This window comes from Roseovarius sp. JB2-10, from assembly GCF_055693585.1.
Genome location: NZ_CM146337.1, coordinates 2,372,092 through 2,384,288, shown reverse-complemented (window position 1 = coordinate 2,384,288; position 12,197 = coordinate 2,372,092). Strand labels below are relative to the sequence as shown.

Below are 12,197 nucleotides of genomic sequence, written 5' to 3'. Positions count from 1 at the left end.
TCCTCATGCCGCGTTAAAGATCAGTTGATCGCCGTTCCACTCCAGGGGATCGCCATCCAATGCTAAATCTCCGGATGAAATTGCGAGATCTCCGCTCAAAATATTCGATGCGTTGCCCGCGCCATCCCGGACACCCACATGCACCCGCCAACTTCCAGCCGATGCACTTTCTACGTCCAACGGGACCACATTCACTCCCGGGGTCACGGCCTGAATGCTTGACGCCTCGCCTGCCGGCTTTGCCGCAATCAAGTCGTCCACACTCGCGTGGGTGGCTGAACCATCTATCAACCAATGCAGGACGCCGAATTCGTCACTCGTCACCGTCAGGCTGGGGACACCCTGATCAATGACCAGCGCGCTCAGAACAGGAGCCGTCGTATCGGGCGGGCCGCTTTGACCGCCTTGGCGGCTGCGCCTTCGTGGCGCGACAAAGAGACCGATCATTCCCAGGCCACCACAGTTGCGGTTGTGCCTGTCGCCAAAACGCGGACCGCGCGAAATTCCAGAATCTCGCCCGCCTCGACCGGATAAGTAACGTCCGTTCCGCCGATATCCCGAACAGCGACATTGCCCGATGTCAGGCATTTCAGCGCCCGCGGACGCGGATCAAGATCACTGGAATCAGAAGGCGTGATCACATAGTGCAATTCGCCCGGTGAGGTTAAACTTGCTGCAAACCCTGCAAAATTGTCGGCCATTTGGTCTTCCTTTCCATTGTTCTTAAAATTCAAAGCGGCACCCGGAACCTGGTGGTCACAGGTACGGGCACGCGTATTCTTTGGTGTTCGCATCCGGTCGTTTTTCGGCCTGCGCCCATAACGGGAACCGGCTTTGGGGGGAAAGACCCGTCAGCAGTCCAAGGACGGTGAACCGCCCACTGCCTCAGCTGTCGTTTTGGAAAGCGCGTCTCTCACGAGGAAGACGTCTTTTCACCTATCGCGCCAAACCCACCCGCTTTGGTTGCAAATCTCACGTTCTAAACTTGGTGGGTTCGGTGAAGAATTGGTAACCACACGGCACGGTGCTCGGGCGTGGTGGGATTAAGTGGTGAGATCACGGTCAGCGAAGACCGCAAGAACTTACATTACTTCGAAATTATACTATATATTTCAAAATTTTAACGCATATTCCGGCAACCGCAAGAAATGACTTCGCACACAGGTCTGCATTCTACACGGTCAAGAATTGTCTCTCCGCGCACGACAACGGAAACCCCTACCAACAGGGAATTCCTTAGCCGAAAAGCGCGCCGATGCGTTACTTTGCTTCGGCGCTTGGCCCCGTTTGCAGGAACATCACCGTGATCCCACCGTCGACGCCATCGCTGTCACGATAGACCTGTTGACGGGGAATTCGGAAATTCAGAGCGCGTTTTTCATCGTCCTTCTGCCAGGCGCGTTCGCTTAACCGACACGTTGCAGGATTTCCGCCATAAGAGCCGGTCGGGGCAACCTCTGCGAAGAAATTCAATCCTTGCGCCACACGTTCTTTTCCAAGGAACACACTGCCCGCGGCTATCACGTCGCGCGCCGCTCCCTTGGTCAAAATCGACTGCTGTTTGCTTTGTGCCCAGACACCGCAAACCAGCGTGTAACCATCCTTTTCCCGGATGTCCGCCGCAAGGCTCAATCCGCCACCGGACGTATACCGCCCTCCCGAGACAGCGGGATCTTCGGACAAGACAGCGCTGAACGTGTCGCCAATATAGGTGGTGCAAGAAGCGACGGCCAAAACGGAAACCATCGCCGCGAATGATCGTTTCATCAATTTGTCCTCCAGGAACGTGTGCGGTCTGTCTCAAAATGCGTCTGGATGCCCTGAAAGCAAGGCACAGACGATGACGTTATCGTCAACACCTAGGCACTGGCTGCAAAACTGGCTGTGTCTTCCAGCATCTCCGGATACCATTTTTCCAGCGCTTGCCCAAATTCCTCACGAATACGGCCAACTTGCTCAGGGGTCAGGTCTCCGCGCCATGCGCCTGCCTGACCTTTGGCAAAAAAGCTCTTCATGCCATCTGGCTTTTCAAAGAACCCCAGCTCATTTTCCTGCTTTTGCATAGCTTTAAAACTGGTCGCTTTGACCGCTCGGGCAAGCTTGGGTTTATCAACTTTAAGCTTGAGGAATTTCGAGAGAAGCTCACTGAAATTCTTTGCTGGTTTGGCCAGCAAATCTTCATAGCGCACAACATATCGTGGTAAGCCTGGTGCATTTGTCCAAGTATAGACATGCCGATCCCACCGACCCAGGGCTTCATAGATGCCTTGATGCGTGGCCATGATCGAATCCGGATCCGCCATCCGGTCAATTGCTGTATCGATATCTACCGAAAGGTGTCGCGCGAAAGAGGCCGCAAGATCGAACGGATTGCGGATGATATAGATCGCCGCTGCTGTGACTTCAGCCGGGATCAGATCCTGACCCAGATAATTGACGGCCTGACAGTGGGTTTTGACAAAGTGATGCCCGGTTTTTGATCCGGCAATCAGGCGCAATGCCTTGGGGCGCACCTTCAGCCAGTCTTCGATCGTATCGGCTTGGAATTTTCCACCCGCTGCTGCGTCGAAAAATCCTGACGCACATCGCCGGTGGTGAATTTTCGCAAATTGTTGATATCCGGTGCTTGTCCCGGCGGCATCATGTAGTGCGCCAGAAAACTGCGCATCCATGTATTGCCCGACTTGGGAAAGGACGAGATCCAGATGATGCGGTTGAGATTACTCATTCCAGATAGCCGTATTTTTGCATGACTTTACGATGCTCTTTTTTGACCCGTTTGATCAGCTTTGGTGCCAACTCGTCACGCCACTGCCCCGACGTGCCTTTGGCAAAAAACTTGTCCGTCTTATCTGACGCTTCGACAAAACCGCCTTTTTCTTCCTGCTTTGACACTTCATCGAAGCTCGAAAAACGAATTGCCCGGTCCAGACGCTCTTTTTCGAGCGGCACGCCAAAATGCTCGACCATTTTGGCAAATGTATTGTGAGGATCATCCATCATATCCTCATATCGCAAGGTTATCTGCGGATATGGGGCCTTGGATGTCCAGCTTTGGACGTGTTCGCTCCACGATCCGAGGAACTGATGCACAACACCCGCCCCACCCGGGGATGCATTATCGCTCCGACCGATGGCTTCCGCGGTTTCTTCAAGCGTTTTTCCAAAGTGACGCGCATAGGAAATCACCACATCCAGCGGATTTCGCATGATGTAAACCGCAGAGCGCGTCAGTTGGGCGGGGATCAGATCATGACCAAAGGCCTGAGAGCGTATATTGTGGGTTTTGACCAGGTTCACATCCGCATTATTGGCAACAATGCCACGCAAAACCTTGGGACGCAGAGCCAGAGTCACCTCAATTGACGTCAAATCCGCAGATGCCCCGCCAACCATGCGGTAAGTTTTCTCGATTGTGTCGCCAATACCGAAACGGTGCACCTGATTGATCGGTACCGGCTCGGTCTGATTCATCATGTAATTTGCGAGAAAAATGCGCGCCCATGTATTGCCCGACTTGGGATAGGAGGCCAGCCAGACGATACTTTTTTTCATGGGGTCTGCTCATGCATAAGGGGCGTGAAATTCACGCCCCTTATTAAAGAAACAGCAGGGGAATTAAAATCCCCTGCCGCTAATTTTAAAGCTTAGAAGCTCAGGTTGATCTGTGTACCGATGGCCAGACCATCGATGTCACCGCCTACAGCGTTTTCAGCGTCGAGCTGGATCGCGTAGATGTCCCAATCAACGCCTGGGCCCAAGTCACGGCTTGCGCCGAGTTTGTAGGCTTCATACGATGTTTGGTTCAGAGGTGCATCAGATTCACCTTGGTATGTCGACAGAGCGAACGACCATGGGCCAGGTGCATCGTAGCTGGCGCCGAGGCTCCAACCGGATGTGTCTGTAGCTGTACCTGGGTTGTCGTTTTCTGTGTACGAACCACCAACTGTGAAGCCACCGAAGCCAACATTCAGGCCAATGCCCCATGTTTCAGCTGTGCCACCGGGTGTAACCGGAGCAGGTGCAACACCTGTTGAAGCAACGTCACCTGTACCCCAGCGTGCGCCGAAGCTGATGTCTGCGCCACCGAGGGTACCGGAGTAGCCCATGCCGATGTCGAAGATGTCATGCAGAGCGCCTGTACCTGCAGCTGTGTTAGCTGCGAAGTTGGCGTCTTGGTTGCCGTCACGTGCATACGAAACACCAACGGTGAAACCGTTGAAGCTTGGTGTGCGGTACGAAATACGAGCTGCGTCGTTGTTGCCGCCAACTTCTGTGTACGACGAGATGATCGCTGTACGGAAGCCACCCAGCGCGCCAAGAGCGGCCGAGAACGGAATGAACGAAGAGATCGAAGGTGAGTTGATCCACATGGATGTCACGGCAGGTGCGCCGATCATGTGACGGTAGCCTTCTGAGTTTTCGTCACCAATGGTGATTGTACCCAGCTGATCACCGGAGATGGTGATGAAGCTTTCGTCGATCTGGTCACCGTTTTGCGATGCTTCCAGCTGAACGTTGACACCGAATGTCAGGCCGTTGTCCAGAGTGATCGATGGTGTGAAGAAGATCTCACCGGTGTTGTGAACGTCGACACCGTCGAAGTCACTACCCAGTGCCAGGGAGCCACCTACGTCAGCATATGCGACGCCGGCGTTGTAGAAACCGCCCCAGTCCAGATTCCATTCAGCGGCCGAAGCCGGAGCAGCAGCGGCAACGCCAAGTGCGATCGCGCTGGTGCAGAGAAGTTGCTTTTTCAAGGGTATCCCTCCTCATAAGCAAGAGTTTAAGTTCCGCCGCCCCCAACGCGGGCACGACTTGAATGATGGAATGAGGCAAACACCCCCCAAGTGTCAACGAATGCGCCAAGTGCGGAAACGTTGTTGTATTTGTTGTGACGTTTAAATCACACACTGTTGAAGCGGCTGTTTGAGGCGGCTCCAACCAACACCACAGTTTCGCCTTATTTTACTGGGCTTGCCTGAAAAAACAGGGCTTTGGCTGCGATAACGTGGCGCTCATGTCACTGTTTGGTTTCGTGTGGAGCATTGGTTTGGCCGTTGCGGTTTCGCCACTATCCGCGCAACCCGGATAGAATCGATTCTACCTGATCAGCCGCTTTAAGGGGTGGATCGCCCCACCCTCACGCCGCTGCGCGCAACCCCAGCAACGCGCGGGCCTCAGCGGGTGACGCAATAGGGCGTTCATACTTTTCACAAAGTGCAACGCAGCGCGCGACCAGTGCGGCATTGGACGGAGCCAACGTGTTCCGGTCTATACGGATGTTGTCCTCCAACCCGGTGCGCGTATGTCCACCGGCGGCAATGGCCCATTCATTCACCGCAATCTGGTTCGGGCCTATCCCCGCCGCACACCATTGAGCCTCGGGCGCACGCTCCTGCATCAACCGTACGTAGAAATCAAAGACCTCCCGATCCGCGGGCATCGCATTTTTGACGCCCATGACAAACTGCACATAAAGACGGCCGTAGAGCAGACCGTCCTGATGCATCCGAATGGCATGCAGAATGTGACTAAGGTCGAAAGCTTCAATTTCGGGGGTTACTTCATAGGTCTGCATTTCTGCTGACAACCACGACACCAGTTCCGGAGGGTTTTCATAGACGCGTGTTGGAAAGTTGTTCGAGCCCACGGACAAAGACGCCATATCCGGTCGCAAGGCCAACATTCCACCCCGCTCCGCCCCTGCCCCGGACCGGCCCCCGGTGGAAAACTGTACGATCATGCCCGGGCAGTGCTTGCGGATGCCCTCGCCCAACCGCTTAAATCGGTCAGGATCCGAACAGGGCAGCCCCGCATCATCACGGACATGACAATGCGCAATGGCCGCCCCCAGTTCAAAGGCTGCATGCGTGCTTTCGATCTGCTCATCTATCGTGACAGGCACGGCCGGGTTATCAGCCTGGGTCGGCACCGATCCCGTGATGGCGACACAAATAATGCAGGGTTGGCTCATGGGTTAACCTTTCAGAAGGGATCGAACAAATATGACCGCCTCACGCTTTGCTTTCTGCCAGGACCTTTTTGGCGGCCCGGAAGCACTCCAATGCCTGCGGCACACCACAGTAAATTCCAACAACATGAATGATGGCGCGAATTTCATCTTCGGTTACGCCATTGTTTATCGCACCCCGGCAATGAATTTCCCATTCATGCATCTTTCCCAATGCACCAAGCATCGACAGGTTCATCATCGACCGCGTTTTGGCCGGAATTACCTCGTCGCCCCATCCAAAGCCCCAGCACCATGCTGTCATAGCTTCCTGAAAAGGCCGGGTGAAGTCATCCGCAGCCGCCAGGTTTTTCTCAACATATTCGGCACCCAACGTGCCCTTGCGCTGTTCAAGACCCTTTAGGAACAGATCTTCGTCGAATGTACTCATGTGTTCAGCCTCTCCAAAATTACACATCTATAGGTCGCTGCGCGCGTAGATCGTCCGCCGCGGTTTGTATCTTGTCATGATCATACAGAATGGCACGCCATTCCTCCGGGATATTCGCGTGGCCGTAAACGCGGCCCGCCAGTTGCCCCGTGACCGCGCCAACGGTTGCGGCATCACCGCCCAGATTGACCGCCGCCAACACAACATCGCGGAACGTGCCTCCTTGGGTCATCGCCCAATAGGCCGCGTGTAGCGTATGCACCACATAACCCGTTGTTTCTTCGGGCGGCGCGTCCGGCTTTGGCAAAAGTTCCAAATCACCGGTGATCATGAATTGCGCCATGTTGGCTGCCGCGCGCTGGCACAAGGGGCTGCCATGTGACAGGCGGCTTTGCAGCTGTGCCACCGCCATCGCCGAATTGGCCACCGCGCCATAGCCCAGCACAACAGGTGCCAGCCGCGCGATACCATCACTGCCGGAAGTTTCGGCCTCCACCGCCCCCGCATACGGGTTGCCCGTCTGCTCGAAGACCGTCAGTGCCTTGGCTATCTGCTGACCCATCCCGAAACACACGCGGGTCGAGGACAGATAGCCATGATTGCGCCAATTGATGAACCGTTTCATCGCGTCCTCGGCATCCCATCCATTGGCCGAGCGCAACATCTGGGCAAGGCACATCGCCATCGATGTGTCGTCGGTCCATTGACCCGGTTGAAGGTCAAACGGCCCACCACCGACCATATCCGTGATGGGATCAAAACTGCCGCGTGGCAATGTTTCAACCGTCGTGCCCAAAGCATCGCCAACGGCCAGGCCAATCAGCATTCCGCGCGCCTGATCTTCGGTGAATGGTTTTTGCATTTGCTGCGTTTAGCCTTTCACCAACATGTTGATCGTAGAAACCTATTTGGCATCGGGCGTGAATGGCTCCGGGATGATATTTTGCGTCGAGAACGCCGGACGTTCATATTCCGGATGCTGCGGTCTTTCGTCAAAAACGATATCTTCAGGTGTTGTGTCCTCATACGGGATTTGATCCAGGAAATGCGAGATGCAATTTAACCGGGCGTGTTTCTTGATATCTGCGTTCACCACATGCCACCGCGCCTCGGGAATGTCCGAGCGCGCCATCATCTCATCTTTGGCCTTGGAGTAATCGACCCACTTTTTGCGGCTTTCGAGGTCCATTGGTGACAGTTTCCAACGTTTCAGCGGATCCGTTAGGCGCGATTGGAACCGTTTTTCCTGCTCGATATCGCTCACGGAGAACCAGTATTTGATCAAGTTGATCCCCGAGCGCACCAGCATGCGTTCCAATTCGCACACCGACGTGAAGAATTCTTCGTACTCGTCGTCACTGCAAAAGCCCATTACCCGCTCAACGCCGGCGCGGTTGTACCACGACCGGTCAAAAATCACGATCTCACCCGCCGCGGGCAAATGGGTGACGTAACGCTGAAAATACCATTGCGTCTTTTCGCGCTCCGTAGGCGCTGGCAACGCCACAACCCGCGCAACCCGGGGGCTCAATGACTGCGTTAAGCGCTTGATTGTACCGCCTTTTCCGGCTGCATCACGCCCCTCGAAGATCAACGCAACACGCAACCCTTCTTGCTTGACCCATTCCTGCAGCTTGACCAGCTCAACCTGCATATCGGCCATCGCGGCCTCGTAATCCTTATTCGAAATCTTGGCGCATTTATTTTCCGTGTCTTCCGCAAATGCATCTGTCATGACTTAAAATCTCCCTGAAACATCGCTCTTTGGCGATTGATCCAAGAATTGAACACGATCTTCCCGGCCTCGTGCAATGGTTGATTTAGGCAAAGCAACGGCGCAGTTCGGCATGCTTTAGGTTACGTCAACGCGCAGGCGGTGCTGAAAAAGCCTGTCGTAATGTGGCTTCATACGGCGATGCACTTGCTGCACGCGTGGCGGCATATCTTCGAGCGCTACATATTTGCGTTTTTGCGGGGTCAAACCGGTCGATTGCGCCAGATTTGCGTGGAAGGATCCTCCATCCCACCAGCTATGCTCGGACGGATTTCCGCCGGGTTCCCAGCTCAAAGCCTCCGGTACAAACGGAATGCCAACGGCTGCGCAAAAGGCGCGCGTCATGTCGTGCGGGTTTTCAAGCAGGTCATCACTGTCGACAACCGGCGGCGGTGATCCGTTCAGCGCCGAAAGCAGATCAAAAAGTGCGCGCTGTTCCGGAAACCCGACTTCCCCTTCGTGAAAATCCGGCCACTTATGGTGCATCGACGTGATGGTCTTGGCCGGGTCGCGGATCAAAAAGGCATGGGTGAAGTGCGACAGAAACTCCGGGTCCCACATGTGACTGATGTAGTGGGGGAAATCCTTGAGGAAAACAGGTCCGGATTGGGCGCGTTTCTGGATATCCTCCCACACGCTGCCCAACGTGAGACCGGGCGTCGTGACATCACCGGGCTGATAGCGCTGCCAAAGCGGTGCTTCGCCCTGATACCACGCTTCTCCGAATGGTTCATGCAGGCAATCCAGATCTCCACGCTGCCGCATCATCCATTCAAACGCCGTCGATGTTGAGCGCGGCACCGCCCAAAGGGCTACAATCTTATGCATTCAAACTCTCCAGAAGTTGGCCATTTGCGGACGTAGGTGACAGACCTAAACTTTTGAAAATACGCCAATAAAGGGCGGTATCATGGCCGATAACCGGCTTACCCAAAAGTGTTTCAAGCGCGGGCGTCAAATGCAGCGGGCGTTGCGGTAAACCGCCCTCTCCACTGCGAAAATTGCACATGCCATTGATCAGATAGGCATCCGCATCCGGGGCCTGTTCCGCGACATATTCAAACGATTTGAGCGCCAGATCGCCCTCAAACACCCACCGGCAGTCATTCACCGCTTCCTGGCTGTCAAACCACCCCTGATCATGGAAATTTCCGGCCCAAAGTACGTCAAATCCAGCCTCTTTCAGGAACCCAACCGTGCCCTGCCACCATTCCGGCCAATGGTAGGCGGCGTTCAGCGCAACTTTCTCAACATTCATCGCGCGCAAGGCCTCAACCATGGCGTAGCCAGCCATGTGAAACCGCACCCCGTGGCGATCGGAAAGGTCTTCGCAATGCTGGCGAATACCCTCGACCCCCAGACCGCTGGCATGCACCCAATTGCTGCCGACTTGCCCCGCCACATCCACGCCATTGCGCGCCATGCAATGCACGAAATCATCCATCATCCCAAAATTCTGCTTCCGCTGGTCCAGCCCATGCGCATAGTCCGGCACATGCAGCATCCAGCCATGCACGCCGACGCTAGCCGGGGCCATGCGCAGGAAATCCGAAGGCGCCGCATCGTAGTCAAACGGCGGACAGGTAAAACCCACCTGATGCGGGAAAAGTTTGTGTTCAGGCCGCCAGGTTTCAGGCATCAGCATGGTTAAATTCGCTCCTTCGGTGGCGCTTCAAAGCTTTGAAAACGAGGGATATTTTCCAATTCCTTCAACCACGGAACCTTTGAGCGCATCACAACCTGCGCTGTCGGTTCATAGACCGCGGGGTCTTCCAATGTGGCGGCATGCATATGAATTTCGTCAGGCCATTTATCTGATCGAAAATAGAGACGCGTCCCACAGGTAGGGCAAAACCCACGATGCGTGCCGGGTGAACTCTCGAAGTGGTTGGGCGCGCCAGTCCAAAACAATAATGGCATGCGCAGGCCCACAAAGGCGGTGAAAGGTGACGATGTGGCTTTCTGGCAATCGGAGCAGTGGCATACAAGGCTCCGCGTCACCGGGCCAGAATAGGCCCAACCGATCGCGCCGCACATGCAGGTTCCCTTTAATTCAGCCATCCACTGCCTCCCGCATCCAGCGCTGCAGATGCATGACCGAATGCTCGGAATTTACCCCACACTTTGGGTCCACGACCAGGGGCCCCGGCACGTAACCTCTTGATTTCAAACCGCGTTGCACGGATTCGACCAGATGAATATCTTCTTCAACGGTTGTCTCGCGATCCTGCACCGCCATCTGCCGCACGGTCTCATCTTCGGCGCCGCCGACGGAATACCAACCCCGCCAGACCACGACGTGATCGGCGTCAATCGCGCGCCAGTGATAGGTGTTCAACAGGTTGCCGGGATAGACCTGGAACGAGAACATCGGCCAGAGAAACCAGCTCGAATACTCCTCGTTATGGGCAAAACCCGAGTTGATGTCATAGGACATCTGGTCCAGCGCGTTGCATTCCGTCGTGTGACGCAGGCAATAACCCTGCGGCTGGATATCGTAGGTTTCTGGCTTGACCACACCGGTCGCAAAGGTCGGGTGATTGAGGCTGCAATGGTAGCATTCCGAGTAGTTTTCGACGCTGACTTTCCAATTGCAGTTTTCAGGGATTTTAACCCATTCCAGCGGCTTCAGATCGGCCCAGTGCGGCAGAAAACTTTCCAGCTCAGCGCGCGCATTGGGGAACCATTCATCCATCGGTTTGGCAGCGTCATCCAGATTGACAAAGATGAAACCCAAAAACTCTTCGGTGCGCACGGAGGTCAGGCAAACCTTTGATTTATCGAAACCTTCCACAACCTTGATGTTTGGCCCCGCGCGCAATTCGCCGGTCAATTCATAGGTCCAGGCATGATAGGGGCAGACCACCACGCGGGTCTGGCCACTGCCGTCGACCAATTGGTGCGCCCGGTGCTGACAGACATTGTAAAAGGTGCGGATCACGCCATCACGCCCGCGGATACAAAAGAGGCTTTCGCCTCCCAAATCGAAGGCAAAATAATCCCCCGGATTTTCAATCTGACTGGCATGGCCGGCAAACTGCCACGTCCGCGCCAAAAGTCCGGCGCGTTCAGCCTCAAAAACCGCCGGATCAGTGTAGTAGCGCGCGGCGAGAGAGCGGATCGGTTCGCTCATTCAGGCCCCTCCTTGTAGATGCCGAGCTGATGGCGGCGTTCGTGAAATTTCTCAACGCGTTCAACGATTTCCTCGCTCGACACGGCGATGACGAAACTCAAAAGCGTCTCCAGAAGAGCGATAGTCGACACCGAGGAGGGAAAGAATTGCGGCGTGTCAGCAGCCACGACAAACCCGTGCTGTGCGCCCAAAATAATCGGACTGGCGGGGCTGTCAGAAATGCTCACGATCTTCATCCCCTGTTCGCGTGCAATCTTGACGGCGTCGATCACCTCGGACCGGTAGGGATGGCAGGTGATGGCGATCAACACATCGCGCTCGTCCGCCCAGGCCAGATCATCCGTCGCCACGGACCCGGCGCGTGGAATCGTGTGAAATCGGGTCATTCCGGTCGAGGCCAGGTAGGTAAAATTGCGCGCGTTGGCGTTGTTGACGCCCACCCCCATCACGAAAACCTGTCGCGAATTCCAGATCGTCTCCGCCGCCGATTTAAGGGCCTCTGCGCTGATCCCGGCAAAAGTCTCCTCGATATTGAGAATCGCAGCGGCAACTTGATCGGCATAGAGCCCACCCAGATCGCCGGATTTGCGCACCTCCTGCAGCCAGCGCACGCGATCCGGATAGCTGACCTGCCCGCGCCTGATCGCTTCACGAAACGGCTCGCGGAAATCATCATAGCCCTCGAACCCGACCTGCCGCGCCATGCGCACGAAGGTGTTGGGCTTGACCTTGGCCGCCTCGGCAATTTCACGCACGGTCGACACGCCCACATCCGCCGGGTTCTCCAGCACATAGCGCGCCGCTTTCTGCGCCTCAGGCGTCAGGGCTGACCATTCCTCGGTCAGGCGCTCCAAAACTGTTGATTGTACATTTGTATCATTCATGA

15 protein-coding genes are annotated in these 12,197 nt (G+C 55.5%); all 15 read right to left on the bottom strand.

Going from position 1 to position 12,197, the window contains the following annotated elements:
* Positions 1 to 3: 3 nt before the first annotated feature.
* Positions 4 to 447 carry a hypothetical protein gene (locus ACZ1HJ_RS11990; RefSeq protein WP_472718896.1) on the bottom strand — a complete coding sequence of 148 codons (444 nt, stop codon included), beginning with the start codon at positions 445 to 447 and terminating at the stop codon, positions 4 to 6.
* Positions 444 to 701 carry a spike base protein, RCAP_Rcc01079 family gene (locus tag ACZ1HJ_RS11985; RefSeq protein ID WP_472718895.1) on the bottom strand — a complete coding sequence of 86 codons (258 nt, stop codon included), beginning with the start codon at positions 699 to 701 and terminating at the stop codon, positions 444 to 446. Before ACZ1HJ_RS11985 ends, ACZ1HJ_RS11990 begins: the two co-directional genes overlap by 4 nt.
* A gap of 559 nt (positions 702 to 1,260) precedes the next feature.
* Positions 1,261 to 1,767, bottom strand: coding sequence for a hypothetical protein (locus ACZ1HJ_RS11980; protein WP_472718894.1), 507 nt, complete (start codon positions 1,765 to 1,767; stop codon positions 1,261 to 1,263).
* A gap of 92 nt (positions 1,768 to 1,859) precedes the next feature.
* Positions 1,860 to 2,672 carry a sulfotransferase domain-containing protein gene (locus ACZ1HJ_RS11975; protein WP_472718893.1) on the bottom strand — a complete coding sequence of 271 codons (813 nt, stop codon included), beginning with the start codon at positions 2,670 to 2,672 and terminating at the stop codon, positions 1,860 to 1,862.
* A 52-nt stretch (positions 2,673 to 2,724) separates the two neighbouring features.
* A complete protein-coding gene (locus ACZ1HJ_RS11970; RefSeq protein ID WP_472718892.1) occupies positions 2,725 to 3,555 on the bottom strand; it encodes a sulfotransferase domain-containing protein in 831 nt (276 codons plus the stop codon).
* 92 nt (positions 3,556 to 3,647) lie between these two features.
* Entirely contained in the window at positions 3,648 to 4,760 is a 1,113-nt protein-coding gene (locus tag ACZ1HJ_RS11965) for a porin (RefSeq protein WP_472718891.1), read from the bottom strand.
* Between the two features lie 383 nt (positions 4,761 to 5,143).
* A complete protein-coding gene (locus tag ACZ1HJ_RS11960) occupies positions 5,144 to 5,977 on the bottom strand; it encodes a 3-oxoadipate:acetyl-CoA acetyltransferase (RefSeq protein WP_472718890.1) in 834 nt (277 codons plus the stop codon).
* A gap of 40 nt (positions 5,978 to 6,017) precedes the next feature.
* Positions 6,018 to 6,404: a carboxymuconolactone decarboxylase family protein gene (locus tag ACZ1HJ_RS11955; protein ID WP_472718889.1), complete on the bottom strand. Its 387-nt coding sequence runs from the start codon at positions 6,402 to 6,404 to the stop codon at positions 6,018 to 6,020.
* Positions 6,405 to 6,423: 19 nt separating this feature from the next.
* Positions 6,424 to 7,266, bottom strand: coding sequence for an ADP-ribosylglycohydrolase family protein (locus tag ACZ1HJ_RS11950; protein WP_472718888.1), 843 nt, complete (start codon positions 7,264 to 7,266; stop codon positions 6,424 to 6,426).
* Between the two features lie 42 nt (positions 7,267 to 7,308).
* Positions 7,309 to 8,139, bottom strand: a complete 831-nt coding sequence (gene ppk2 / locus ACZ1HJ_RS11945) for a polyphosphate kinase 2 (RefSeq protein WP_472718887.1) — start codon at positions 8,137 to 8,139, stop codon at positions 7,309 to 7,311.
* A gap of 117 nt (positions 8,140 to 8,256) precedes the next feature.
* Complete coding sequence (locus ACZ1HJ_RS11940) at positions 8,257 to 9,006, bottom strand: sulfotransferase-like domain-containing protein (RefSeq protein ID WP_472718886.1); 750 nt, start codon at positions 9,004 to 9,006, stop codon at positions 8,257 to 8,259.
* Positions 8,999 to 9,823 (bottom strand): aspartate racemase/maleate isomerase family protein, encoded by an 825-nt coding sequence (locus ACZ1HJ_RS11935; protein ID WP_472718885.1) that lies wholly within the window; start codon positions 9,821 to 9,823, stop codon positions 8,999 to 9,001. The genes ACZ1HJ_RS11940 and ACZ1HJ_RS11935 overlap by 8 nt, the downstream gene beginning before the upstream one ends.
* 2 nt (positions 9,824 to 9,825) lie before the next feature.
* Positions 9,826 to 10,239 carry a GFA family protein gene (locus ACZ1HJ_RS11930; RefSeq protein ID WP_472718884.1) on the bottom strand — a complete coding sequence of 138 codons (414 nt, stop codon included), beginning with the start codon at positions 10,237 to 10,239 and terminating at the stop codon, positions 9,826 to 9,828.
* Entirely contained in the window at positions 10,232 to 11,311 is a 1,080-nt protein-coding gene (locus ACZ1HJ_RS11925; protein WP_472718883.1) for an aromatic ring-hydroxylating oxygenase subunit alpha, read from the bottom strand. The genes ACZ1HJ_RS11930 and ACZ1HJ_RS11925 overlap by 8 nt, the downstream gene beginning before the upstream one ends.
* Complete coding sequence (locus ACZ1HJ_RS11920) at positions 11,308 to 12,195, bottom strand: MurR/RpiR family transcriptional regulator (RefSeq protein ID WP_472718882.1); 888 nt, start codon at positions 12,193 to 12,195, stop codon at positions 11,308 to 11,310. The genes ACZ1HJ_RS11925 and ACZ1HJ_RS11920 overlap by 4 nt, the downstream gene beginning before the upstream one ends.
* Positions 12,196 to 12,197: the final 2 nt, after the last annotated feature.

What these genes read in the sequence shown, in the direction of transcription:
- ACZ1HJ_RS11990 (WP_472718896.1), bottom strand. Translation starts at nt 447, where the DNA reads ATGATCGGTCTCTTTGTCGCGCCACGAAGGCGCAGCCGCCAAGGCGGT.
- ACZ1HJ_RS11985 (WP_472718895.1), bottom strand. Translation starts at nt 701, where the DNA reads ATGGCCGACAATTTTGCAGGGTTTGCAGCAAGTTTAACCTCACCGGGC.
- ACZ1HJ_RS11980 (WP_472718894.1), bottom strand. Translation starts at nt 1,767, where the DNA reads ATGAAACGATCATTCGCGGCGATGGTTTCCGTTTTGGCCGTCGCTTCT.
- ACZ1HJ_RS11975 (WP_472718893.1), bottom strand. Translation starts at nt 2,672, where the DNA reads ATGGATGCGCAGTTTTCTGGCGCACTACATGATGCCGCCGGGACAAGC.
- ACZ1HJ_RS11970 (WP_472718892.1), bottom strand. Translation starts at nt 3,555, where the DNA reads ATGAAAAAAAGTATCGTCTGGCTGGCCTCCTATCCCAAGTCGGGCAAT.
- ACZ1HJ_RS11960 (WP_472718890.1), bottom strand. Translation starts at nt 5,977, where the DNA reads ATGAGCCAACCCTGCATTATTTGTGTCGCCATCACGGGATCGGTGCCG.
- ACZ1HJ_RS11955 (WP_472718889.1), bottom strand. Translation starts at nt 6,404, where the DNA reads ATGAGTACATTCGACGAAGATCTGTTCCTAAAGGGTCTTGAACAGCGC.
- ACZ1HJ_RS11950 (WP_472718888.1), bottom strand. Translation starts at nt 7,266, where the DNA reads ATGCAAAAACCATTCACCGAAGATCAGGCGCGCGGAATGCTGATTGGC.
- ppk2 (WP_472718887.1), bottom strand. Translation starts at nt 8,139, where the DNA reads ATGACAGATGCATTTGCGGAAGACACGGAAAATAAATGCGCCAAGATT.
- ACZ1HJ_RS11940 (WP_472718886.1), bottom strand. Translation starts at nt 9,006, where the DNA reads ATGCATAAGATTGTAGCCCTTTGGGCGGTGCCGCGCTCAACATCGACG.
- ACZ1HJ_RS11935 (WP_472718885.1), bottom strand. Translation starts at nt 9,823, where the DNA reads ATGCTGATGCCTGAAACCTGGCGGCCTGAACACAAACTTTTCCCGCAT.
- ACZ1HJ_RS11930 (WP_472718884.1), bottom strand. Translation starts at nt 10,239, where the DNA reads ATGGCTGAATTAAAGGGAACCTGCATGTGCGGCGCGATCGGTTGGGCC.
- ACZ1HJ_RS11925 (WP_472718883.1), bottom strand. Translation starts at nt 11,311, where the DNA reads ATGAGCGAACCGATCCGCTCTCTCGCCGCGCGCTACTACACTGATCCG.
- ACZ1HJ_RS11920 (WP_472718882.1), bottom strand. Translation starts at nt 12,195, where the DNA reads ATGAATGATACAAATGTACAATCAACAGTTTTGGAGCGCCTGACCGAG.